This window comes from Kribbella lupini (assembly GCF_039529595.1).
GTDB classification, from domain to species: Bacteria; Actinomycetota; Actinomycetes; order Propionibacteriales; family Kribbellaceae; genus Kribbella; species Kribbella lupini.
Map to the genome: position 1 here is coordinate 1,321,227 of NZ_BAAANC010000003.1, position 21,985 is coordinate 1,343,211.

The following is a 21,985-nucleotide window of genomic DNA, read 5'->3' on the forward strand; positions in this document are numbered from 1 at the left end:
CATTGGTTGATAAAGATGACGTTCGACGAAGCAGCACTCGACCGGGCCTTCCTGGCCCTGGCCGACCCGGTCCGGCGGGCGCTGATCGCCCGGCTGTCGCGCGGTCCGGCGACGGTGAACGAGCTCGCCGAGCCGTTCCCGATCACGCTCCAGGCGATCTCCCGGCACATCTCCGTGCTGGAGGCCGCCGGGCTGATCACCCGGACCCGCGACGGCCAGCGCCGGCCGTGCCACCTCGCCCCGAACGCCCTCGAGCAGCTGACCAGCTGGATCGACCAGTACCGCCTGACCACCGAGCGCCGGTTCCGCGCGATCGACGCCGTCCTCGAAACCGTGAAGGAGCAGGACCAGTGAGCGACACGATCATCAACGCCCCCGCGAACACCCCGTTCATCGAGGTGCTCCGCGACTTCGACGCCACCCCGGAGCAACTGTTCAAGGTCTCCACCGACCCGGACCTGGTCAGCCAGTGGCTCGGCCCGAACGACCTGGAGATGGAGGTCGTCGAGTACGACGTCCGCCCGGGCGGCCGCTACCGCTACGTCCACCGTGACGCCGACGGCAACGAGTACGCCTTCCGCGGCGTCTTCCACGCCATCGAGCCCGGCGCGATGGTGATCCAGACCTTCGAGTACGAAGGGTTCCCGGGCGAGGTCAGCCTGGAGAAGGCGACCTACACCGCGACCGAGAACGGCGTGCGGCTGCGGACCTGGTCGGTGTTCCCGTCGGTCGAGGCCCGCGACGGCATGGTGGCGAGCGGGATGGAACGCGGTCTCAACGACGCGATGGAGAAGCTGACCGCGCTGCTGGCCAAGGAGACCGGCCGATGAGCCAGGTCGTCGTCGACATCTCCGTCTCCCTGGACGGTTACGTCACCGGGCCGAACGCCGGCCCGGGCAACGGCCTCGGAGACAACGGCGAAGCCCTGCACCGCTGGGTCTTCGAGGGCACCGACGAGGACCGGGCAGCACTCGACCGGAGCTTCGAACGCACCGGCGCGGTGGTCCAGGGCCGGCGGTTGTTCGACGTGATCGACGCTCCCGACGGCTGGAACGAGGAGATGGGGTACGGCGCCACCCGCGACAGCGAGCGCCGGCCGCCGATCTTCGTCGTCACCCACGAGCCGCCCGCTACGACCCGGCTCGGTGACCGGTTCAGCTTCGTCACCGACCTGACCGAGGCAATCGATCTGGCCCGCAAGGCCGCCGGGGACAAGGACGTCGTGGTGATGGGCGGCGGCGAGATCTGCCACGCGGTGCTCGCCGCCGGGCTGGCCGACGTACTGCTGCTGCACGTCGCGCCCGTCGTCCTGGGCGACGGGACGCGGCTCTACCCCGCGAGCGCCGGTCCGCGGGTGGACCTGGAGCTGACGTCGGCGGTGTCGACGCCACAGGCGCAGCACCTCACGTACGCCGTACGGAAGAGCTCCTGATGGGCAACGTCGTCGCCTCCGCCGTGGTCTCGCTGGACGGGTTCGTCGCCGACACCAACGACGAGGTCGGACCGCTGTTCGACTGGTACGGCAACGGCCCGGTGGAGGTGTACGGCGCCGACCCGGGCCGGCCGTTCAGGGTCAGCCAGGCCAGCGCCGACTACCTCGACGCGACCTGGCCGAAGGTCGGCGTCTGCGTGATCGGGCGGCGGCTGTTCGACATCACCAACGGCTGGAACGGCGTACCGGCGGTCGGTGAGCACGTGGTCGTCGTCACCCACACGCCGCCGACGGACTGGCCGTTCCCGGACGCGCCGTTCACGTTCGTCGCCGGGATCGAGGACGCGATCGCGAAGGCCCGCGAGCTCGCCGGGGACCGCGACATCTCGGTGACGGGCGGCAACCTGACCGGGCAGGCGCTGGCCGCGGGGCTGGTCGACGAGATCGCGTACAGCATGGTCCCGGTCGTCTTCGGAACCGGCGTGCCGTTCTTCGGCGACTACACCGGCGGGCAGGTGCTGCTCGAGGATCCGCAGGTCGTCCAGGGCGATCGGGTCACCCACCTGCACTACCGCGTCAGGCGCTAGTGCAGGGCAGGGTGGTCGGCGACAACGGTCCGACTGCCCGGTTCGACCTCGGTGAAGCCCGCGTCCTGTACGACGGGAAGGCCGCTCTTCAGCAACTGCTTCCACTGGCTCGGCGACGCTGTCCGGACCGCCAGCTGGAAGTCGTCGGCGATCCAAGCCTTGCGAGCGGTGTCCGGGAGGGCCCACCAGGTGAGGTGGGCGGCGTGGCCGACCTGGGCCATGGTCTTGCCGGTGGACATCTCGAGGGTCGGATTGACCCACAGGACCGGGAGACCTGGCGCCGCCTCGGGCAGATCCTCGTCCTCCAGGTCGGTGCCGGTGACCTGCAGCTTCGCCAGATCCTTCGGTACTTCGTCCAGTGGTACGGGCGGGAAGACGCGCACCTCCGCCGGAGGCGGACCGTCTTCGGCGGGAGCGGGCAGGGCGGAGGTGACCGTGATCCCCGGCAGGGCCGATGCCCGGCGCCACTCGATGCCTCTGGCCCGTCGTACGACCTTGCGGATGCGGGCGTCCTGCCAGGCGTGCATCGCCTCGGCCCACTCCCCCTCGCCGGCGGAACGCTCGTCGGCCAGGATCGCCAGTACGGCGCGCGCCGCCGTCTCCAGCGCGTCGGTCTGCGCCGGCCGGTCGTTCTTCTCCACGTGCAGCACCAGCGTCAGCACGTACTCCACAGCACTCACCCGCGCGAGTCTGCCAGGCGCTCAGCGACCCACTGACGCCCGGCCCAGCCCCCGAGCGCCTCCGATCCGGCCCGCGGCGACGGTTGTAAGGTCGGCACCATGCGGCAGTACTTGGAGCTCCTCGACCACGTTCTCACCCACGGTGTCGAGAAGGGCGACCGCACCGGCACCGGCACGCTGAGCGTGTTCGGGCACCAGGCCCGGTACGACCTGAGCGCCGGGTTCCCCGCGGTGACCACCAAGAAGCTGCACCTGAAGTCGGTGGTCGGCGAGCTGATCTGGTTCCTCAGCGGCTCGACCAACGTGAAGTGGCTGCAGGAGAACGGCATCTCGATCTGGGACGAGTGGGCCGACGAGAACGGCGAGCTCGGCCCGGTCTACGGCTACCAGTGGCGCTCGTGGCCGACCCCGGACGGCCGGCACATCGACCAGATCAGCGCGGTGATCGAGGCGATCAAGCAGAACCCGGACTCCCGCCGTCACCTGGTCAGCGCGTGGAACGTGTCCGAGCTGGACACCATGGCCCTGCCGCCGTGCCACACGATGTTCCAGTTCTACGTGGCCGAGGGGAAGCTGTCCTGCCAGCTGTACCAGCGCTCGGCCGACATCTTCCTGGGCGTCCCGTTCAACATCGCGTCGTACGCGCTGCTGACCCACATGGTGGCCCAGCAGACCGGGCTCGAGGTCGGCGACTTCGTGCACACGCTCGGCGACGCGCACCTCTACCTGAACCACCTCGACCAGGCCAAGCTGCAGCTCACCCGCGAACCGCGCCCGCTGCCGACGCTGGAGCTGGCCGAGCGCGACTCGATCGACGCCTACGAGATCGCCGACGTCGTCCTCACCGGCTACGACCCGCACCCGGGGATCAAGGCGCCGATCGCGGTATGAGCGTCGTCCTGATCGCGGCCGTCGGCCGCAACGGCGTGATCGGCCGCGACAACGACCTGCCCTGGCGGATCCGCGAGGACCTGCAGCACTTCAAGCAGCTCACCCTCGGGCACACGCTGGTGATGGGCCGCAAGACCTACGACTCGATCGGCCGCCCGCTGCCCGGGCGCCGGACCGTCGTCATCACCCGGCAGCCCGACTGGACCGCCGACGGTGTCGAGGTCGTCCACAGCCTGGACGACGCCTTCGAGCTTGCTGACGGCAACGACGTGTACGTCGCCGGCGGCGGCGAGATCTACCGTCTGGCCCTCCCGTCCGCCGACCGCCTGGAGGTCACCGAGGTCGACCAGTCCCCCGAGGGCGACGTCACCTTCCCCGCGATCGACCCCACCGCCTGGACCGAGACCGCCCGCGACCCGCGCGACGGCTTCACGTTCGTCAGCTACGCCCGTTCCCTGACCTGACAACGAGTGCGTTACGTCTGGCGCCAACGGACCGGGAACCGCGTAGATTGTGTGCGCGTCACGGAGTGTGTGACAGGGGACGCGGGTGTGGGCCCGTGGCAGGCCACCGGAGGGGAACGACGATGACCGAAGCCGACAACACCGCGGGGACACCGGCAGCAGGAGCGGGAGCGGGCGCCGCGCAGGCTCAGCCGGCCGTGTCGCCGCTGCAGCCGCCGACCGCGACCGCGCCGGGACTGATACTCACCGCACCGGCGCCGACACAGCCGGTCGCCGCGACGGCCGCGCCGAGCATGGCGCCGGCGGTCGACCCGGCCGCGCTGCCGGGGCTGGACTCGAAGGTCGACACCTTCCTCAGCTCGCTGATGACGGCCGCGCCGCGCTCGCCGGAGTTCGCCGCCAAGGCGACCGACGTGCGCAGCATGGGCGACGCCGACATCCGGCACGCCGCCGAGAGCTCGAACCGGCTGCTCCAGTCGCCGGTCAAGGCGCTGACCAGCGGCGGGCTGTCCGAGGGCTCGACGGTCGGCAAGACGCTGCTGGAGCTTCGCCGTACGGTCGAGAACCTGGACCCGAAGGAAGCCACCGGGCCGAAGAAGCTGCTCGGGATGATCCCGTTCGGCGACAAGATCGAGGACTACTTCCGCAAGTACCAGAGCGCGCAGAGCCACCTCGAGGGCATCCTGCACTCGCTGCGCAACGGCCAGGACGAGCTCGGGAAGGACAACGCCGCGCTGAACCTGGAGAAGCAGCAGCTCTGGGACGCGATGGGCCGGCTGAACCAGTACGTGTACGTCGCCGAGCGGCTGGACGCGCGGCTGTCGGCGACCATCGCCGAGCTGGAGACGACCGACCCGGACAAGGCCAAGGCGCTGCGCGAGGACGTGCTGTTCTACGTCCGGCAGAAGCACCAGGACCTGCTCGTCCAGCTGGCTGTCTCGATCCAGAACTACCTGGCCATCGACATCGTCATCAAGAACAACATCGAGCTGATCAAGGGCGTCGACCGGGCCTCCACGACGACCGTCTCGGCACTCCGTACGGCGGTCATCGTGGCGCAGGCCCTGGGCAACCAGAAGCTCGTGCTGGACCAGATCACCGCGCTGAACACGACCACCAGCGGCATGATCGAGCGCACCTCGCAGATGCTGCGGGACAACTCGGTCGCGATCCAGCAGCAGGCCGCCTCGGCGACCATCGGGCTGCCGCAGCTGCAGGCCGCGTTCGCCAACATCTACGCCACGATGGACGCGATCGACACCTTCAAGGTGGAGGCGCTGGACAGCATGGCCGCCACCATCGGCACGCTGGAGAACGAGGTGACCAAGTCCCGCAGCTACCTGGACCGGGTCGCCCAACAGGACCAGCGCGTCATCCAGGGCAGCCTCGACCTCGGTCGCTGAGCCTTTCAGTACTAGCGGGGGGACGGGACGAACTGCATGGCGCTGGGTGACTTCTTCGCGCGGCTCACGGGCCGCAAGGCGGAGCCCGAGCCTGCCCCGACCCCTCGTGCACCGACCACCGACGACCTGCTCGCCGCACTGGTCCGCGTCGAGCAGCTGGTCTCGGACGGCGCCGTACCGGCGGTGGTGGCGTCGCGGGTCAACCGGGTGGTGCGGATCGTGCGGGAGACCATCCCGCGGCTCGGCAACCTCGGCGGCAGCATGCAGGCGTACTCGGTGATGGCGACCGCGACGGACTACTTGCCGGAGGCCATCGGTGGCTACCTGCGGCTCCCGCGGCAGTGGGCCGACAGCCGGCCGGTGGACCGCGGCAAGACGTCGCTGATGCTGCTGATCGACCAGTTGGACCTGCTGGGGGCGACGATGGACAAGGTCTTCGACGCGGTGAACCGGGCCGACGCTGCCGCGCTGGTCGCGCACGGCAGGTTCCTGCAGGAGAAGTTCGGCACCGGGTCGACCGGTGGCGGTCTCGCTCTGGGCGAGACGCCGTCGAGTCCGGCACCGGACGTCCCGCCAGGTGCGGGCCCGTTGCAACCACCGCCAGGACGAGGAGGGGCATGAGCAGCGTGGGGGGTAGTTCGCTGAAGGACGCACTGGCTGCGTTGCTGACCGTCGCCGCACGTGCGGGTGTGACTGAGGACTCTGCGCGAGCAGAGGCGCTCTCACTCGCCGCCGCGCTGGCTGAGTCGGCTCCGGGTGCTTCGGCGGACTGGGCGGCGGTGACGCCGGGTGCGACCACCCAGGACTTCTTCGACGCCGCCGTCCGCGGCCGGAGGTGGCGCGGCTCGCCTACCGCCGTACTGAGTGAGCTGGTGGCCCAGGGCTCACCGCAGAAGGTCCAGTACGCCGAAGCGCTGGCCGAGGTGGCTTCTGCTGCGTGCTCGCTCGGCGAGCCCACCATGCGGGTTGTCGGCAACGCGTCGGTCGCCGCAGCGGCGCAACTGCAGGCGGCGGGAGCCCGGCCGCTGCAGGTGGCAGGCCAGACACCGCCGCCGAGCGCTGGCGCTCAGCAGGCCCTCCCCCAAGCGGCTGAGGCGGAGGAGGCTCCGGTACCCGAGCGCTCGGTGGAAGAGCTGCTGGCCGAGCTGGACGCGCTGACCGGGCTGGAGAAGGTCAAGCGGGAGGTGCACCGGCAGGTCGCCGTACTGCGGGTGGAGAAGCTGCGGACCGACGCCGGGCTGAGGAGTCCGACGATCACCCGGCACCTGGTGTTCGTGGGCAATCCGGGCACCGGCAAGACCACGGTCGCGCGGCTGGTCAGCGGGATCTACAAGGCGCTGGGACTGCTCTCGAAGGGCCAGCTGGTCGAGGTCGACCGGTCCGAGCTCGTCGCCGGCTACTTGGGGCAGACGGCAACGAAGACCGCCGAGGTGGTCGCGTCCGCGGCCGGCGGCGTGCTGTTCATCGACGAGGCGTACAGCCTGACCTCCGGTGACCAGGGCACCGACCAGTACGGGCGGGAGGCGGTCGACACCCTGGTGAAGGAGATGGAGGACCGCCGCGACGACCTGGTCGTCATCGTCGCCGGGTACCCCGAGCCGATGGAGACGTTCATCGCCGCCAACCCCGGGCTGGCCAGCAGGTTCCGGACCACGATCGGCTTCGAGGACTACACCGATGCCGAGCTGACCGAGATCCTCACCGGCCTGGCCGAGGCGGCCGACTACGAGCTGACCCCGGAGGCGCTGGAGCACTTCCAGGTGGTCCTGTCGTCGACGCCGCGCAACCGCTCGTTCGGCAACGGCCGGTTCGCCCGCAACACGCTGGAGGCCGCGATCGGCCGGCACGCCTGGCGCCTGCGCGACGTGACGGCACCCACGACCGACCAGCTGCGTCAGATCCTGGCCGAGGACCTCACCGACGAGGACCTGCACCCACCCACCACTGCCGATCGCCCCGAGGTCGGAGCCGAGCTGAGCAGCCCGGCCGACGCCGCGGCACCCGACGACAGCGCGGCACCAGAGAGCGGCGTACCAGCCGTGCTGCCCGAGCAAGGAGAACAGGCGTGACCCAGACAGTCAGTGCGCCCCCGGCGACCTGGTCGCCGCCGGCCACGCCCGCTGCCCCGAGCGGCGCGCCGCAGCAGCCGCCTCAGCCGGCCAAACCGCACGGCGTCCTGAACGTCTTCTTCTACGGCACTCCAGGCCGCCTGCGCGCTCTGCTCATCCTGTCCGCGGTGGTCGCGGTGCTGTTCGGCCTGGCTGCCGCGCAGGGGTTCCGGCAGTCCGACGGAGCCCTGAAACGCGCCGAGGCCAACACCGCCCAGCTGGTCCGGGTCCAGGCCATCCACACCAACCTGGTCGCGGCCAACGCCGACGCCACCAACGCCTTCCTGGTCGGTGGCCTCGAGCCGCCGGCCCAGCGCCAGCACTTCGTCGACTCGCTCGCGACCGCCTCGAGGCTGATCGCCGAGGCCGCCACCGCGCAGCCGGCCGACCAGACCGTGCTCGGCGCGCTGAACACGACGCTGCTCACCTACAACGGCCAGATCGAGCAGGCCCGGACCAACAACCGCCAGGGCCTGCCGATCGGCTCGCAGTACCTCAAGGACGCCAACGCGACCATCCAGAACGAGTCGCTCCCGCTGCTCAACGCGCTGGTCGCCGCCAACGAGGACCGCGTCGACACCGAGTTCGACGGCGTCGGTCGTGGCAACGTCTGGCTGATCGTCGGCGGGCTCATCAGCCTGGCCGTCCTGGTGCTGACGATGGTGTGGCTGGCCAGGCGCACCCACCGGTACCTGAACGTACCGCTGGCCGTCGGCGCCGTACTGGTGCTGCTGACGATGGTGGTCGGGGGCGCCGGCCTGGCCGGTGCGAGCAGCTCCGCCAAGGACACCTTCAACGACGAGTACGCCGACGCGCAGGCGCTGGCGCGGGCCCGCATCGGGGCCTACGACGCGAAGTCGAACGAGAGCCTGACGCTGATCGCGCGGGGCTCCGGGGCGGACTTCGAGAAGGCCTGGAAGACAGCGGCCGAGCAGGTCGACAAGCAACTGGCCGCGATCGGGCCGGGCGCGGGCGCCGCGCCCAGCGCCTGGCAGCAGTACAAGGCCGCGCACGTCGCGATCCGCAAGTCCGACGACGGCGGCAACTGGGACAACGCCGTGGACCTCGCGATCGGCACCGGGGCCACCTCGGCGACGGCACCCTTCACCACCTTCGACAACCTCTCGACCGCGAAGCTCGCGGACGCCAGCGACGCGGCGCAGGCGCAGCTCGCCGACGCGCGTGGTTCGTTGCCGCCGATCGGCTGGCTCGGGCTGCCGATCGGGATCGCCGTCGCACTGCTCGCTGCCTGGGGCCTGTCCCAGCGACTGGGGGAATACCGATGAGGAAGCAGCTGATCGCCGCGGGCACCGCAGTGGCGCTGCTCGCCCTGGCCGCGTGCGGCGCGGGCGACTACGCAGCCACCGAGATCCCGCCGAATCCGATCGTCCCGACCAGCACAGCACCGCCGCCGGCCGGGCCGACCTGCACGAACAACCTGAAGGACGAGCTGCGTTCCTACGCACCGACCAACGCTCTGCCCGCACCGGAGCAGATGCCGCTCGGCTCGACGATGGACACGATCTACCGCAACGGCCGGCTGCGGGCCGGGATCTCCGCGGACAGCCTGAACCTGGGCTCGCGCAACCCGATCACCGGTGCGATCGAGGGTTTCGACATCGACATGGTCCGCGAGGTCGCCCGGGCGATCTTCGGCGACCCGAACAAGGTCGAGCTGGTGGTGATCTCCAGCCCGCAACGGATCCCGGTGCTGCAGAACAAGGCGTCCAAGATCGACATCGTCGCCCGGAACATGACGATCAACTGCGCCCGCTGGCAGCAGATCGCGTTCTCCGCCGAGTACTACCGGTCAGGCCAGAAGACGCTGGTGCAGCGCGACTCGCCCGCCAAGAGCCTGGCCGACCTGAGCGGCAAGACGGTCTGCGCGCCGGCCGGCTCGACCAGCCTGGACAACCTGAACAAGTACAAGGACCGCGGCGTCAAGGCGATCACCGCCGACACCGACACCGGGTGCCTGGTGCTGTTCCAGCAAGGCAAGGCCGACGGGATCACCGGTGACGACACCGTGCTGGCCGGCGAGGCCGCGCAGGATCCGTACGCGCGGATCATCCCGAACGAGCGGATCAGCGACGAGCCGTACGGGCTGGGCATCCCGAGGGGCAACATCGACTTCGTCAAGTTCGTCAACGGCGTGCTCGCGCAGATGAAGGCCGACGGGCGCTGGAAGGCGTCGTACGACAAGTGGCTCGCCCCGACGCTCGGCCCGGCACCGGCGCCGCCGGTGGCCCTGTACGGCAGGGGCTGATGACAGTCCGTACGCCGACCGCCGTCGCGCCGTCGCCACCGGGCCGGATCGGCAGCAGCATCCCGGCACCGGAGCTGCTGGCGTTCCTCGACGCGCTCGGGACCTGGCGGGACCGGCGGCGCGCCGAACTGGACGAGCTCGACCAGGCCGCCCTGCACGCCGCCGACGCCGACGCGTTGAGCGCCGACGTCGTGCTCAGCATGGCCGTCTGGAAGGCGGTCTCGGACCGGTACGAGCTGATCCTGCTGACCTGGGACTCCGGGCGGGTCGGCGCGACCGAGACCGAGCGGATCTCGACGCTGATCTGGGGTGGGCTCGACACCACCTCCGGCGCCGGCGGTGCCGGTGGGTCACTGGCCGTTTCATTGCCTGAGGCATGCACTTTGTCGGACGCGCTGGCGGCGACGCTGCGGGCCAAGCTCGCGCTGGAGCCCGGTGACGCGGACCTGGCGGCGCGGCTGCGGCAGCTGCGGGCACAGGTCGAGCGGATCAGCGACCTGGTCACACGCGAGCCCGCGGTCAGCCGGAACGACGCGATCGCGAAGCACCACGACCTGGATCGACGGGTGACCGACCTGGCCGAGCGGTCCAAGCGGGGTGCTGACGTCGGCGGGCTGATCGGGCCATTGGAGATCGACGCGGCGCTGGTCGAGCGGGACCTGATCGTCGGGTCGGCGACTCGGCGGGAGCGGGCCGCGGACGTTGCTCGCGCGCGGACGTTGCGGACCGAGTTGGAGGCGCAGGGGACGGCTGTCCGTGCGCTGGCCGACCAGTGCGTTGCGGCCGTCGCGCCTGCGCCGCGGCTCGGCGTACCGAATGTGGCTGCTCTTGGGCCGGTGCCGAACACACCTGCTGAGCTGGAGAAGTACCTGACCCGGCTGGACGCCGTACGGCGTGCGCTGGGTCAGGCGCAGTCGGCGTACGGCGCCGCGCTGGCGCGGCGGGAGGAGCTGGCCGCGCGGCTGGACGCGTACCAGGTGAAGGCGGGCAGTGTCGCTCGCACACCGGGAGCTACTGAGGACCTGGCCGAGCTGTACCGGCGAGGACGGGACGTACTGAAGGCGGAGCCAGTGGATCTGGTCCGGCTGGCCGCGCTGACCGCGGCGTACCAGACCTACTTGGACAACAGTGTCGGAGGGACAACATGACCTGCACCCAGCCGGGATGCACCGGCACCATCGTCGACGGGTACTGCGACGTCTGCGGTTCACCTGCAGCAGTGGCAGCGGCCAGTGGAGGCACCGCCGGACTGGGCGCACCTGCTGCCGCCGGCGCCTGCCAGCAGCCCGGCTGCTCCGGCACGGTCGTCGACGGGTACTGCGATGTCTGCGGCACACCTGGCGGTGCCGCCGGTAACAGTACGAGCGCTGCGGCCGAGCCGATCAGCTCGCCCTCGACAGTGTCTCGGGCTTCCAACCGGTTGGCTTCCACTCCCCTGGGCTCGGCTCGGGCTCAGGCTGCTGGGTCGAAGCTGACTCGGCGGCTCGGGACCTCGTCGACCCGGTTGCGCGGGGCCCGGCTGGGCGCCGGTCTGACCAGCGTGCCGTCGATCCCGCCGATCGACGCGAGCAAGGCGATCCTGAAGAACCCGATGGTCCCGGAGGACCGCCGCAACTGCCCCAACTGCGGCAACGCGGTCGGGCGGTCACGCGGTGACCAGCCGGGACGCACCGAGGGCTTCTGCCCGAAGTGCCGCAGCCCGTTCTCGTTCTCGCCGAAGCTGAAGGCCGGCGACCTGGTCGGCGGCCAGTACCAGGTCGCGGGCTGTCTCGCGCACGGCGGTTTCGGCTGGATCTACATGGCCCAGGACCTGAACGTGTCCAAGCGCTGGGTCGTGCTCAAGGGCCTGCTGAACTCCGAGGACCCCGACGCGGTCGCCGCGGCGATCGCCGAGCAGCAGTTCCTGGCCCGCGTCGAGCACCCGCTGATCGTCGAGATCTACAACTTCGTCACCCACGACGGCGCCGGCTACATCGTGATGGAGTACGTCGGCGGCACGTCGCTGAAAAGCCTGCTCAAGCAGCGCATGCAGGCCAACAACGGCCGGTACGACGCGCTGCCGCTGGACCAGGCGATCGCCTACATCCTGGAGATCCTGCCCGCGTTCTCCTACCTGCACGACCTCGAGCTGGTCTACTGCGACTTCAAGCCGGACAACATCATCCAGGTCGGCGACGCGGTCAAGCTGATCGACCTCGGCGGCGTCCGGCGGATCGACGACATGGACTCCGCGATCTACGGCACGGTCGGCTACCAGGCGCCCGAGGTCCCGGAGGTCGGCACGTCGATCGCCTCCGACATCTACACGCTCGGCCGCACGCTGACCGTGCTGGCGATGGAGTTCCGCGGCTACCAGTCGACGTACCTGTCGTCGCTGCCGCCGGTCGCCGACGTGCCGCTGTTCCAGGAGTACGACTCCTTCTACCGCCTGCTGCTCAAGGCGTGCGCGAAGGACCCGGCCGACCGCTTCGTCTCGGCCGACGAACTGCGCGTGCAGCTACTCGGCGTACTGCGGGAGGTGGTCGCCGCCAAGCGGCCGGACGCCGCCGCGCAGCACTCGGCGTCGTCCCTGCTCTTCGGCAGCCCGGGTGACCGCGCGGGCGGGCTCGGTGAGGCCGCGCTGCCGTGGCAGCGGCTCCCCTCGATGCTGCCCGACGAGAGCGACAAGATGGCCGACTGGTTGAAGACGGTCAGCGTGCAGGACCCGCTGCTGCGGCTGGAGGCTGTGTCCAACGCACCGGTGCAGACCCCGCAGACGCTCCTGGAGTTCGCGCAGGCCGCGCTGGACGTCGGCCAGTACGACCTGGTCGACACCGCCGTCGCCGACCTGCTGAAGATGGACCCGTGGGAGTGGCGGGCGGTCTGGATGGCCGGTCTGGTCGCCCTGGCTCGCAACGACTCGGCCGCCGCGCAGTCGGCGTTCAACGCGGTCTACGGCCAGGTGCCGGGCGAGCTGGCGCCGAAGCTGGCGCTCGCGGAGTCCTGCCGGCTCAGCGGCGAGTACGACGTCGCCGAGGGTCTCTACCTGACCTGCGCCCGTACGGACGCCAACTACATCGCCCCGTCGGCCTTCGGGCTGGCAGCGATCCGCTCGGAGCGTGGCAACCTGGACGGCGCCGTCGCCGCGCTCGACCTGGTCCCGCCGACCAGCGGTGCGTACATCCGGGCCCGCCGGATGCGAGCCGGACTGCTGGCAGGATCGGGACGTGGGCTGGGCGCACTGGCCGAGGCCATGACCAGCATCGACAGCCTGACGATCGACCCGGTGGACCGGGCGAACCTGTCGGCGAGCGTGTTCCGGACGGCGCTGGACGTCGTCCTGGCCAACGGCCCGGACCCGCAGGTGGTGATCTCGCAGCGCGCCGCGACCGAGTCGGACCTGCGCGCCGGCCTGGAGTCGGCCTACCGTGAGCTGGCCGGCCACGCCACCAGCCGGGAGGAACGGATCGCCCTGGTCGACCTGGCCAACGAGGTTCGAGGATGGACGCTGCGATGACGAGTACGACCCGGACGGATTGCCCGAGCTGCGGCGAACCGGTGTCCGACGCCGACCTGTACTGCGAGAGCTGCGGCGCCGAGCTGCAGCCCGGCGCCACACCGAGCACGCCGGCGCTGGACACCGACACCGAACCGACGATCGAGCTGCACACCGGCGCTCCGGCCGAGGCGTTCACGCCCGGTCCGTGCCGCTCCTGCGGTGGCACGGTCGGTGCCGACGGCTACTGCGAGACCTGCGGTACGAAGGCCAGCAAGCCGCGTGACCACTTCAGCGAGCAGCCCGCGCCGTGGGTCGCCGCGGTCTGCGACCGGGGCATCCGGCACAGCCGCAACGAGGACGCCGTGGCGATCGCTGCCGACCCGGAGCCGGGCAGCCGGGCGCTGCTGGTCGTCTGCGACGGGGTGAGCTCGTCGCTCGACTCGGACGTGGCCAGCCTCGCCGCTGCTCGCGCCGCCCGCGACGTACTGGTCGCCGGTCACGCGCAGGGCATGGGCACCGAGTCGTCCCGCGAGGCAGCGGTCATTGCCCGGCTCAACGCGGCCGCTGACGCCGCGAGCGACGCCGTACTGGAGAACACCAGCCCGGACAGCCCGAACCCGGCGTCCTGCACCTTCGTCGCGACGGTGCTCGAGGCGGGCCTGCTGGTGGCCGGTGTGGTCGGCGACAGCCGGGCGTACTGGTTCCCGGACGACGCCGAGGCCGTCGGGCTCACCGTGGACGACTCCTGGGCCGCCGAGCTGATCGCCACCGGCGTACCGCGGCAGCAGGCCGAGACCGGTCCGCAGGCGCACGCGATCACCCGCTGGCTGGGCAAGGACGCCCCTGACCACACACCGCGGACGACCACGCTCCGGGTGAACGGCCCGGGCTGGCTGCTGGTCTGCTCGGACGGGCTGTGGAACTACTGCTCCGAAGCGGCACCGCTGGCCGACCTGGTCCGTCAGACCGCTGCGGCCCACGGTGGCGAGCCGCTGGCCACCTCGTCCGCACTGGTCGACTGGGCGAACGCCCAGGGCGGCCAGGACAACATCACCGTCGCGCTCGCGCGCCTTCCCTGATTTCGCCGGAACGAAAGGAACCCCACGAGATGGCCGAGTTCTCCGCCACCGTCTACCAGAACGAGTTCCTGCCCGACGGCGGCACCGACGTGCACGCGATCGTCACGGTCGACTGCGCCGGCGCCGGTACCGCGGGCCAGTCCGGCGGCGGTGACGTCGGCGAGATCATCATCGTCGACACGTCGGGCTCGATGGGCGCCGACGGCGTCCGGGCCGCCGCGTACGCCGCGCAGACCGCGATCGACCAGATCCTCGACGGGGTCTGGTTCGCGGTGATCTCCGGCAACGACCGGGCCCAGCTGGCCTTCCCGCCGTCGGCCGAGCCGGTGATGGTCCGGATGGACGCCTACACCCGGCAGGCCGCCAAGGAGGCCGTGTCCCGGTTCTACGCCGACGGCGGGACCGCGATGGGCACCTGGCTGCGGCTGGCCTCGCGGGTCTTCGCGACCGTGCCGTCGCTGTCGCAGAAGCACGCGATCCTGCTCACCGACGGCGAGAACCAGCACGAGACGCCGCAGGCGCTGACCGCGACCATCGAGGCGGTCACCGGCCAGTTCCAGTGCGACTGCCGCGGCGTCGGCGTGGCCTGGCAGGTCGACGAGGTCCGCCGGATCGCCACCGCCCTGCTCGGCACGGTCGACATCATCCCGGCACCGGAGCAGCTGGCCGCCGAGTTCCAGAAGCTGATCCAGCAGTCGATGAGCAAGGGTGTCGCCTCCGCCGACCTGCGGGTCTGGGCGCCGCAGGGTGCGCAGGTGCTGTTCGTCCGCCAGGTCGCACCGACCGTGGACGACCTGACCGCCCGGCGTACCGAGGTGAACGCGCTGACCAGCGCCTACCCGACCGGCTCCTGGGGTGACGAGTCCCGCGACTACCACGTCGCCGTACGCCTTGCTGCCAAGGGGATCGGGCAGGAGCAGCTCGCCGCCCGGGTCCAGCTGGCCGTCGGCGACCAGGTGCTCGCCCAGGGGCTGGTGAAGGCGCTGTGGTCGGCCGACGAGGCGCTGACCACCCGGATCAGCCCGGAGGTCGCCCACTACACCGGGCAGACCGAGCTGGCCGACGCGATCCAGGAGGGCCTGGCGGCGAAGGCGGCCGGCGACACCGCGACCGCGACCACCAAGCTCGGCCGGGCCGTTCAGCTGGCCGCCCAGACCGGCAACGAGGAGGCGACCTCGCGGCTGCGCAAGGTGGTCGACATCGAGGACCAGGACACCGGCACCGTGCGGCTCAAGCGCACGGTCGAGAAGGTGGACGAGATGGCCCTCGACACGGCCTCCACCAAGACGACCCGGGTGAAGAAATGAGCGCAGTGACGTGCCCGAGCGGGCACCCGTCCACCTCGACCGACTACTGCGACGTCTGCGGGCTGCCGATCGGAGCCGCGGCCACCCCGGCTGCGGCCGCCGTACCGGCTCCTGCTGTCGCCGCGCCGGCTCCGGCCCCGACGACCCAGGCCTGCCCGAACTGTGGTGAGTCCGCTGCCGTGGACGCGCTGTTCTGCGAGTCCTGCGGCTACGACTTCACCACGGGCACGATGCCGCGGCCGGCCTCCTCGCTGGACCTCGGGCCCAGTACGACGCAGCCGCCGTTGCCGCCTGCTCCGCAGGAGGTCGCCGAGTGGGTCGTGGAGCGCTGGGTCGACCCGGACTGGTACGCCGTCCAGCAGAGCGACGACCCGTGCCCGTCCCCCGGCCTGCCGGTCGTCGTACCGCTGACCGCGAAGAGCGTGCTGGTCGGCAGGCCGTCGCGCAGCCGCGGCATCAGCCCGGAGGTCGACTGCGGTGACGACACCGGCGTCAGCCGCCGCCAGGCCCAGCTGACCACCGACGGCCAGCGCTGGTGGGTCGAGGACCTGCAGTCCTCCAACGGCACCTTCGTCGGCCCGGCGTCGGGCCCGCTGCCCGAGGACCCGGTCCCGCCGGGCCAGCGCCGCGAGCTCAACGCCGACGATCGCGTCTACGTCGGCGCCTGGACCCGGCTGGTCGTCCGCAAGGCCACACCGGAAGAGCAGGCCGGGCAGGCCTAGGCCGGGGCCTGGGTCCAGGCTTCGGCTGGGCGGTAGCAGAGCCACTCGATCAGGGCGGTGCCGAGCACGATCGGTACCGCCCAGGTCCAGGGGTGGTCGGCCACGCTGACCACCAGGATCGCTGTCCACAAAGCGATCCAGCCGCCGCCGTACCCGCGCAGGACGCCGCGGTACCAGAGGCCGCCGGGTGACTCCGCCGCTCGCTGCCCGAGGTACACGAACAGGTACGAGGCCAGCGAGATCGGCCAGAACATCCACAGCCCGGCCCAGTCGTACGGCACCATCACCAGCGCCGACAGGCAGACCAGGGCGACCAGCCAGTGGTAGACCTCGCCGACCCAGTTGAGTCCCTTGCGCCGCAGCGTCACGACGATCGCGAACGGCCCGGTGACGACCGCCAGCGCCCCTGCCGCAACGTGCAGAATCAGCGCGACGTCACGCATCGCCCGTCACCACCGACCCGAAGGTCTCTGACATGTCAGGGAGCATAGGGCGCGTCCGCCCGGCCGTCTGCCCCTCGGGACGACTTTTCCCGAGGGGCAGCCGCGGTCAGCCGATCGGGTAGCTGGCGACCATCCGGACCGCGTGGTTGCGGTAGCCCTGCCGCTCGAAGCTCGCGGCCATCGGGCGGTTGGTCAGGTCGGTGTCGGCCCGGATCCGCTCGGCGCCGGTCGCGGCGAGGATGTGCGTCCCCTCCGCCAGCAGGTCGTCGCTGTAGCCGTGCCCGCGCTGCTCGGGCACGACGCCGATGTACCCGATCACCGGGCCGCCGTTGTTGGCCGACGGGAGGACGAAGCCGACCAGCGCGCCGGCGTCGTCGTACGCCAGACGCCACCAGTCCCGCTCACCGGGCATCTCCTGGTAGATCGCCAGGTCCTCCTTGGCCGCCGCCTCGGCGCTGCTCTTCGCGACCGCCCGGGCGGTCGCGGCGTCGAGGCTGCCCTCGATCACCCGGACGAACACGTCGAGAAACGCGTCGTTGTCGGCCGGCTCGAAGCGCAGCCGCGTCGACCGGGTCGGCAGCCCGTACTCCGGGAGCCACTCGTAGCGCAGGCGTTCGGTCACCTCGGACAACCCCGCCTGCGCGGCCGCCGCGAGCCGGGGCTCCAGGGCGGCGACGATCTCGGGCTGCTCACGCCAGCCGTTCGGCACGAAGAGGTGGTACTCCGGCTGCTCGCCGCCGGCGGGCATCGACTCCAGGCCGTGCCGGATCAGCTCGGCCCAGACCGGGACGGGATCGCCGTCGCCCGCGTAGTACAGGCCGTCGATGCTGAACGGGTGGTCGAACTGCGGCATGCCCCACCAGACGGCGAGGGCGACGACCCGGCCGTCCTGCTCGACGACCCAGGTCCAGTCGTCGCGGTAGTAGCCGATGCCGACGTACTCGTCGTAGCGCTCGCGGGTGACGGTGTTGATCGACTGGTCGGCGATCAGGGTGTGGATGGTGTCGAGATCGGACTCGACGATGGTGCGGATGGTCACGGTACCTCCGGAAAAGAGGCGCGGGGCTCCGCTCAGTGCGAGCTGGACGAGCGGACCGGACGCGCCGTCGAACACGTGAGAGTGGTCATCGGTCGCTCCTTTCGCTCGAGTCGTTCTCGCTGCCAGAACACTAGGGCCCGGCGAGGTCATAGTCCACCGATTAACCACAGGTGGGATGTACGGGAGAGGCTTCGGAGACGCTCGACCTGATCCACTCCGGCGGGCCGTTCCCGTACGACCAGAACGGCACCGTCTTCCAGAACCGGGAGGGCATCCTGCCGGACGAGTCGAGTGGGTACTACCACGAGTACACCGTGGAGACGCCCGGCTCTCCCGACCGCGGCGCGCGCCGGCTGATCGGCGGCGGCGCGACCACCGACCCGGCCTTCGTCTACTACACCGCCGACCACTACGCGTCGTTCTGCGTCGTGGACGAAAACGCCTGAGGGGTTGTCCGTCGTCTTTGAGAGAATCTCCCGGTGACGATCACGGGTGTCTTGCGAGGGCAGTTCGAGCTGACCTGGTCCCTGTTCGAGTACCACCTGGACCGGCTGGTCCCGGAGGACCTGCTCTGGGAGCCGGCCGGGCCGACCTGGACCGTACGGCCGGACGCGGCCGGGATCTGGCGGCCGGACTGGGCCGACGAGGAGCTCGACCCGATCCCGGTGCCGACCGTCGGCTGGCTGACCTGGCACATCGGCTGGTGGTGGACCACCGCGCTGGCCCACGCCCGCCAGACCGTGCCGCCGCACCGCACCGACGTACCGTGGCCGGGCACGTTGCTCGGCACCCGCGACTGGATGCACCACCTGCGGGACGAGTGGTCCGTCGTACTGGAGGACTCGTCGCGGCTCACGCTTCCGGTGGCGTTCCCCTGGCCGCCGGAAGCCGGCCGGACCGTGGCCGACCTGTACGGGTGGGTGAACGCCGAGCTGATGAAGAACGCCGCGGAGATCGGGCAGCTGCGATTGCTGCGCGCGGCCGAGTTGTCCACTGCTTCCTGAACACAGCGAAGCGGTCCCGGGCTGGGACCCGGGACCGCTTCGTTTTGCTACTGGTACTGCGAGGAACTTCTCGGGATCAGAAGTCCATGCCGCCCATGTCGGGCGCGCCGCCCGGAGCGGCCGAGGCCTTCTCCGGCTTGTCGGCGATGACTGCCTCGGTGGTGAGGAACAGGGCCGCGATCGAGGCCGCGTTCTGCAGCGCCGACCGGGTGACCTTGGCCGGGTCGATGATCCCGGTCTTGATCAGGTCGACGTACTCACCGGTCGCGGCGTTCAGGCCGTGACCCGGCTCGAGGTTGCGGACCTTCTCCACCACGACGCCACCCTCGAGGCCGGCGTTGACGGCGATCTGCTTGAGCGGAGCCTCGACGGCCGACCGCACGATCGCGGCACCGGTCGCCTCGTCACCCTCGAGCTCCAGCTTCTCGAACGCGATCACCGACGCCTGCAGCAGCGCGACGCCACCACCGGCGACGATGCCCTCCTCGACGGCCGCCTTCGCGTTGCGAACGGCGTCCTCGATGCGGTGCTTGCGCTCCTTCAGCTCGACCTCGGTGGCCGCGCCGACCTTGATCACCGCGACGCCGCCGGCCAGCTTGGCCAGCCGCTCCTGCAGCTTCTCACGGTCGTAGTCGGAGTCCGACTTCTCGATCTCGGCGCGGATCTGGTTGACCCGGCCCTGGATCGAGTCGGCGTCGCCGACGCCCTCGACGATGGTGGTCTCGTCCTTGGTGACGACGACCTTGCGGGCCTGGCCGAGCAGCTCCAGGTCCACGGTGTCGAGCTTGAGGCCGACCTCCTCGGAGATGACCTGACCACCGGTGAGGATGGCGATGTCACCGAGCATGGCCTTGCGGCGGTCACCGAAGCCCGGCGCCTTGACGGCGACGGTCTTGAAGGTGCCCTTGATCTTGTTGACGACCAGGGTGGCCAGCGCCTCGCCCTCGAGGTCCTCGGCGATGATCGCCAGCGGCTTGCCGGTCTGCATGACCTTCTCGAGCACCGGGACCAGGTCCTTGATGCTGGAGATCTTGCTGTTCACCACGAGGATGTACGGGTCGTCGAGGACCGCTTCCATCCGCTCGGTGTCGGTCACGAAGTACGGCGAGATGTAACCCTTGTCGAAGCGCATGCCCTCGGTGAGCTCGAGCTCCAGACCGAAGGTGTTGCTCTCCTCGACGGTGATGACACCTTCCTTGCCGACCTTGTCCATCGCCTCGGCGATGATCTGGCCGACCTGGGTGTCCGCCGCCGAGATCGAGGCGGTGGCCGCGATCTGCTCGCGGGTCTCGACCGGCTTGGCCAGCGCGAGCAGCTGCTCGCTGACGGCCTCGACAGCCTTCTCGATGCCCTTCTTCAGGCCCATCGGGTTGGCGCCGGCGGCGACGTTGCGCAGACCCTCGCGCACGAGCGCCTGGGCCAGCACGGTCGCGGTGGTGGTGCCGTCACCCGCGACGTCGTCGGTCTTCTTGGCAACTTCCTTGACGAGCTCGGCCCCGATCTTCTCGTACGGGTCCTCGAGCTCGATCTCCTTGGCGATCGAGACGCCGTCGTTGGTGATCGTGGGGGCGCCCCACTTCTTCTCCAGGACGACGTTGCGGCCCTTCGGGCCAAGCGTCACCTTGACGGCGTCGGCGAGGGTGTTCATTCCCCGCTCGAGGCCGCGGCGCGCCTCTTCGTTGAACGAAATCAGCTTGGGCATTCTCCGCGAGTCCTCCCGCGTCGAGTTTCTGGTGGTTCAGCCGGCCGGGATGCCCGCGACGGACGGCACCGAGGTCGTCGCGGTCACGTCCCGCCTGACTCCGGCACCTCATCGAGGCCGTCTTCTGACAGCTCCCAGCAGGCACGAGCGTTATCACTCTCGCCCACTGAGTGCTAACCAAGTATTAGCACTCGACCCCAGCGAGTGCAAGCCGGACCTGGTCCCGGAGACCCTCGCGAGTTACAGTCAATGCTTGTAACGAAACTACGCCCGAGGAGGATCCGTGGAGCGCACCGGCGTCACCGTCGTCCAGCCCGGCGAGGGCGAGCAGATCGCCCTGCCCGGCTTCGGCGCCGTCCTGAAACTGTCGGCCACAGCCAACGGCGGCGAGGTCGCGATCGTCGAGCACCCGTTCGCGGTCGGCACGATCACCGCCCCGCACCGGCACACCCGCGAGGACGAGCACTCGATCGTGGTGGCCGGCGAGATCGGCTTCCGGTCCGACGACAGCGAGGTGGTGCTCGGCCCCGGCGGCTACATCACCAAGCCGCGCGGCCAGCTGCACGCGATGTGGAACGCCGGCAGCACTCCCGGCCGGATCATCGAGGTGATCACGCCTGGCGGCTTCGAGAACTACTTCCGCGACCTCGGCGAACTCCTGGCCGGCTCGGCCGCCACCGGCCTCGGCCCGCTTCGCGAGACCCCCGAGTTCGCGGACCTCGCCACCAGGTACGGACTCACCTACGAGACCCCCACCTGGTACGACGAGATCATCCAGCGCTACGACCTGCACCCGCCGTCGCACTAGGGGAGAATTGCCAGACACGCCCTAAACCTTCGCGACGAACTTGACCTCGACCAGTTGCTGCGGGAAGGCCAGGCGGGTGACGCCGAGGATCGTGCTGGCGACCTGCGGGTCGTCGCGCCGGTACGCCGCCTTGCGGACCTCGCCGGCGACCGCCATCGCGGCGTCGACGTCCAGCACGTAGACGACCTCCTCGACCACATCGTCGAGCGAGGCGCCGAAGCGCCGCAGCAGTTCCTCGGCGTTCGCGTAGGTCCGGCGCAGCTGGTCGCCCATCGCGGAGAAGTCGGTCACCGCGCCGTTCTCGTCGACCGGCGCGGGCGCGACCAGGTCGGCGCCGTCGTGCGCGAGCTGACCCGACACGTAGATGGTGTCCCCGCGCTGGACGGCCTGGACGTAGCCGTAGTCGTGCTCCCACGGGACCCCGTGGTTCTCCACCCGAACCGTCATCGGCGATCGCTCCTTGTCTGGAAGATTAAGGTTCAATCAACCTAGGAAGCCGGGCCGCCGGCCACCAGCCGCGGCCGTGCCAAAGACGGCATCGTTCGTGCCACCCGCCGTACCGTCGCCGAGGA

General features: G+C 70.5%; 24 protein-coding genes. 19 read left to right on the forward strand and 5 right to left on the reverse strand.

Features of this window, described 5'->3' with window-relative positions; genetic code table 11:
- The first annotated feature begins 15 nt into the window (after positions 1 to 15).
- Genes ABD235_RS32540 through ABD235_RS32555 form a run of 4 tightly spaced genes read left to right on the forward strand, consistent with a single transcriptional unit; the run spans position 16 to position 2,019 of the window.
- Positions 16 to 354 carry an ArsR/SmtB family transcription factor gene (locus ABD235_RS32540; RefSeq protein WP_344181169.1) on the forward strand — a complete coding sequence of 113 codons (339 nt, stop codon included), beginning with the start codon at positions 16 to 18 and terminating at the stop codon, positions 352 to 354.
- Positions 351 to 830 carry an SRPBCC family protein gene (locus tag ABD235_RS32545; RefSeq protein ID WP_344181171.1) on the forward strand — a complete coding sequence of 160 codons (480 nt, stop codon included), beginning with the start codon at positions 351 to 353 and terminating at the stop codon, positions 828 to 830. Before ABD235_RS32540 ends, ABD235_RS32545 begins: the two co-directional genes overlap by 4 nt.
- On the forward strand, positions 827 to 1,432 hold the full coding sequence (locus ABD235_RS32550) for a dihydrofolate reductase family protein (protein WP_344181173.1): 606 nt from the start codon (positions 827 to 829) through the stop codon (positions 1,430 to 1,432). Before ABD235_RS32545 ends, ABD235_RS32550 begins: the two co-directional genes overlap by 4 nt.
- Positions 1,432 to 2,019 (forward strand): dihydrofolate reductase family protein, encoded by a 588-nt coding sequence (locus ABD235_RS32555; RefSeq protein ID WP_344181175.1) that lies wholly within the window; start codon positions 1,432 to 1,434, stop codon positions 2,017 to 2,019. The genes ABD235_RS32550 and ABD235_RS32555 overlap by 1 nt, the downstream gene beginning before the upstream one ends.
- Here the strand turns inward: ABD235_RS32555 and ABD235_RS32560 are convergent.
- The gene (locus ABD235_RS32560) at positions 2,016 to 2,699 is read right to left on the reverse strand and encodes a peptidyl-tRNA hydrolase (RefSeq protein WP_344181176.1); all 684 of its coding nucleotides are present in this window, start codon (positions 2,697 to 2,699) and stop codon (positions 2,016 to 2,018) included. The genes ABD235_RS32555 and ABD235_RS32560 overlap by 4 nt on opposite strands.
- A 99-nt stretch (positions 2,700 to 2,798) precedes the next feature.
- On the opposite strand from ABD235_RS32560, the gene ABD235_RS32565 reads away from it, so the two are divergent.
- The 12 genes from ABD235_RS32565 (at position 2,799) to ABD235_RS32620 (ending at position 16,417) form a co-directional block, all read left to right on the forward strand.
- The gene (locus ABD235_RS32565) at positions 2,799 to 3,590 is read left to right on the forward strand and encodes a thymidylate synthase (protein WP_344181178.1); all 792 of its coding nucleotides are present in this window, start codon (positions 2,799 to 2,801) and stop codon (positions 3,588 to 3,590) included.
- On the forward strand, positions 3,587 to 4,054 hold the full coding sequence (locus ABD235_RS32570) for a dihydrofolate reductase (RefSeq protein ID WP_344181180.1): 468 nt from the start codon (positions 3,587 to 3,589) through the stop codon (positions 4,052 to 4,054). The genes ABD235_RS32565 and ABD235_RS32570 overlap by 4 nt, the downstream gene beginning before the upstream one ends.
- 122 nt (positions 4,055 to 4,176) lie before the next feature.
- On the forward strand, positions 4,177 to 5,457 hold the full coding sequence (locus ABD235_RS32575) for a toxic anion resistance protein (protein ID WP_344181182.1): 1,281 nt from the start codon (positions 4,177 to 4,179) through the stop codon (positions 5,455 to 5,457).
- A gap of 36 nt (positions 5,458 to 5,493) precedes the next feature.
- Positions 5,494 to 6,078, forward strand: coding sequence for a hypothetical protein (locus ABD235_RS32580; protein ID WP_344181184.1), 585 nt, complete (start codon positions 5,494 to 5,496; stop codon positions 6,076 to 6,078).
- Positions 6,075 to 7,526 carry an AAA family ATPase gene (locus tag ABD235_RS32585; RefSeq protein ID WP_344181186.1) on the forward strand — a complete coding sequence of 484 codons (1,452 nt, stop codon included), beginning with the start codon at positions 6,075 to 6,077 and terminating at the stop codon, positions 7,524 to 7,526. The genes ABD235_RS32580 and ABD235_RS32585 overlap by 4 nt, the downstream gene beginning before the upstream one ends.
- Positions 7,523 to 8,851 (forward strand): hypothetical protein, encoded by a 1,329-nt coding sequence (locus ABD235_RS32590; protein ID WP_344181188.1) that lies wholly within the window; start codon positions 7,523 to 7,525, stop codon positions 8,849 to 8,851. The genes ABD235_RS32585 and ABD235_RS32590 overlap by 4 nt, the downstream gene beginning before the upstream one ends.
- Complete coding sequence (locus ABD235_RS32595) at positions 8,848 to 9,831, forward strand: glutamate ABC transporter substrate-binding protein (RefSeq protein WP_344181189.1); 984 nt, start codon at positions 8,848 to 8,850, stop codon at positions 9,829 to 9,831. The genes ABD235_RS32590 and ABD235_RS32595 overlap by 4 nt, the downstream gene beginning before the upstream one ends.
- Entirely contained in the window at positions 9,831 to 10,979 is a 1,149-nt protein-coding gene (locus tag ABD235_RS32600) for a hypothetical protein (protein ID WP_344181190.1), read from the forward strand. Before ABD235_RS32595 ends, ABD235_RS32600 begins: the two co-directional genes overlap by 1 nt.
- Positions 10,976 to 13,327, forward strand: a complete 2,352-nt coding sequence (locus ABD235_RS32605) for a serine/threonine-protein kinase (RefSeq protein ID WP_344181192.1) — start codon at positions 10,976 to 10,978, stop codon at positions 13,325 to 13,327. Before ABD235_RS32600 ends, ABD235_RS32605 begins: the two co-directional genes overlap by 4 nt.
- The gene (locus ABD235_RS32610; RefSeq protein ID WP_344181194.1) at positions 13,312 to 14,388 is read left to right on the forward strand and encodes a protein phosphatase 2C domain-containing protein; all 1,077 of its coding nucleotides are present in this window, start codon (positions 13,312 to 13,314) and stop codon (positions 14,386 to 14,388) included. The genes ABD235_RS32605 and ABD235_RS32610 overlap by 16 nt, the downstream gene beginning before the upstream one ends.
- Positions 14,389 to 14,417: 29 nt before the next feature.
- The gene (locus tag ABD235_RS32615) at positions 14,418 to 15,695 is read left to right on the forward strand and encodes a vWA domain-containing protein (protein WP_344181196.1); all 1,278 of its coding nucleotides are present in this window, start codon (positions 14,418 to 14,420) and stop codon (positions 15,693 to 15,695) included.
- The gene (locus ABD235_RS32620; protein ID WP_344181198.1) at positions 15,692 to 16,417 is read left to right on the forward strand and encodes an FHA domain-containing protein; all 726 of its coding nucleotides are present in this window, start codon (positions 15,692 to 15,694) and stop codon (positions 16,415 to 16,417) included. Before ABD235_RS32615 ends, ABD235_RS32620 begins: the two co-directional genes overlap by 4 nt.
- Here the strand turns inward: ABD235_RS32620 and ABD235_RS32625 are convergent.
- On the reverse strand, positions 16,414 to 16,860 hold the full coding sequence (locus ABD235_RS32625) for a hypothetical protein (RefSeq protein ID WP_344181200.1): 447 nt from the start codon (positions 16,858 to 16,860) through the stop codon (positions 16,414 to 16,416). The genes ABD235_RS32620 and ABD235_RS32625 overlap by 4 nt on opposite strands.
- Before the next feature lie 106 nt (positions 16,861 to 16,966).
- Positions 16,967 to 17,899, reverse strand: a complete 933-nt coding sequence (locus tag ABD235_RS32630) for a GNAT family N-acetyltransferase (protein WP_344181202.1) — start codon at positions 17,897 to 17,899, stop codon at positions 16,967 to 16,969.
- A 170-nt stretch (positions 17,900 to 18,069) separates the two neighbouring features.
- Between ABD235_RS32630 and ABD235_RS32635 the strand changes: the two genes are divergently transcribed.
- The gene (locus tag ABD235_RS32635; RefSeq protein ID WP_344181203.1) at positions 18,070 to 18,345 is read left to right on the forward strand and encodes a guanyl-specific ribonuclease; all 276 of its coding nucleotides are present in this window, start codon (positions 18,070 to 18,072) and stop codon (positions 18,343 to 18,345) included.
- 33 nt (positions 18,346 to 18,378) lie between these two features.
- Positions 18,379 to 18,903 (forward strand): DinB family protein, encoded by a 525-nt coding sequence (locus ABD235_RS32640; protein WP_344181205.1) that lies wholly within the window; start codon positions 18,379 to 18,381, stop codon positions 18,901 to 18,903.
- A gap of 76 nt (positions 18,904 to 18,979) precedes the next feature.
- On the opposite strand, the gene groL is transcribed toward ABD235_RS32640, so the two are convergent.
- Entirely contained in the window at positions 18,980 to 20,605 is a 1,626-nt protein-coding gene (groL, locus tag ABD235_RS32645; protein ID WP_344181207.1) for a chaperonin GroEL, read from the reverse strand.
- A gap of 283 nt (positions 20,606 to 20,888) precedes the next feature.
- Here groL and ABD235_RS32650 point away from each other — a divergent pair, with 283 nt between their 5' ends.
- Positions 20,889 to 21,413 (forward strand): cupin domain-containing protein, encoded by a 525-nt coding sequence (locus ABD235_RS32650; protein WP_344181209.1) that lies wholly within the window; start codon positions 20,889 to 20,891, stop codon positions 21,411 to 21,413.
- A 21-nt stretch (positions 21,414 to 21,434) separates the two neighbouring features.
- Here the strand turns inward: ABD235_RS32650 and ABD235_RS32655 are convergent, their stop codons facing one another.
- A complete protein-coding gene (locus ABD235_RS32655) occupies positions 21,435 to 21,860 on the reverse strand; it encodes a Rid family hydrolase (protein WP_344181211.1) in 426 nt (141 codons plus the stop codon).
- Positions 21,861 to 21,985: the final 125 nt, after the last annotated feature.

What these genes read in the sequence shown, in the direction of transcription:
- ABD235_RS32585 (WP_344181186.1), top strand. Translation starts at nt 6,075, where the DNA reads ATGAGCAGCGTGGGGGGTAGTTCGCTGAAGGACGCACTGGCTGCGTTG.
- ABD235_RS32655 (WP_344181211.1), bottom strand. Translation starts at nt 21,860, where the DNA reads ATGACGGTTCGGGTGGAGAACCACGGGGTCCCGTGGGAGCACGACTAC.
- ABD235_RS32625 (WP_344181200.1), bottom strand. Translation starts at nt 16,860, where the DNA reads ATGCGTGACGTCGCGCTGATTCTGCACGTTGCGGCAGGGGCGCTGGCG.
- ABD235_RS32595 (WP_344181189.1), top strand. Translation starts at nt 8,848, where the DNA reads ATGAGGAAGCAGCTGATCGCCGCGGGCACCGCAGTGGCGCTGCTCGCC.
- ABD235_RS32580 (WP_344181184.1), top strand. Translation starts at nt 5,494, where the DNA reads ATGGCGCTGGGTGACTTCTTCGCGCGGCTCACGGGCCGCAAGGCGGAG.
- ABD235_RS32605 (WP_344181192.1), top strand. Translation starts at nt 10,976, where the DNA reads ATGACCTGCACCCAGCCGGGATGCACCGGCACCATCGTCGACGGGTAC.
- ABD235_RS32600 (WP_344181190.1), top strand. Translation starts at nt 9,831, where the DNA reads ATGACAGTCCGTACGCCGACCGCCGTCGCGCCGTCGCCACCGGGCCGG.
- ABD235_RS32575 (WP_344181182.1), top strand. Translation starts at nt 4,177, where the DNA reads ATGACCGAAGCCGACAACACCGCGGGGACACCGGCAGCAGGAGCGGGA.
- ABD235_RS32555 (WP_344181175.1), top strand. Translation starts at nt 1,432, where the DNA reads ATGGGCAACGTCGTCGCCTCCGCCGTGGTCTCGCTGGACGGGTTCGTC.
- ABD235_RS32550 (WP_344181173.1), top strand. Translation starts at nt 827, where the DNA reads ATGAGCCAGGTCGTCGTCGACATCTCCGTCTCCCTGGACGGTTACGTC.
- ABD235_RS32620 (WP_344181198.1), top strand. Translation starts at nt 15,692, where the DNA reads ATGAGCGCAGTGACGTGCCCGAGCGGGCACCCGTCCACCTCGACCGAC.
- ABD235_RS32615 (WP_344181196.1), top strand. Translation starts at nt 14,418, where the DNA reads ATGGCCGAGTTCTCCGCCACCGTCTACCAGAACGAGTTCCTGCCCGAC.
- ABD235_RS32610 (WP_344181194.1), top strand. Translation starts at nt 13,312, where the DNA reads ATGGACGCTGCGATGACGAGTACGACCCGGACGGATTGCCCGAGCTGC.
- groL (WP_344181207.1), bottom strand. Translation starts at nt 20,605, where the DNA reads ATGCCCAAGCTGATTTCGTTCAACGAAGAGGCGCGCCGCGGCCTCGAG.
- ABD235_RS32565 (WP_344181178.1), top strand. Translation starts at nt 2,799, where the DNA reads ATGCGGCAGTACTTGGAGCTCCTCGACCACGTTCTCACCCACGGTGTC.
- ABD235_RS32570 (WP_344181180.1), top strand. Translation starts at nt 3,587, where the DNA reads ATGAGCGTCGTCCTGATCGCGGCCGTCGGCCGCAACGGCGTGATCGGC.
- ABD235_RS32540 (WP_344181169.1), top strand. Translation starts at nt 16, where the DNA reads ATGACGTTCGACGAAGCAGCACTCGACCGGGCCTTCCTGGCCCTGGCC.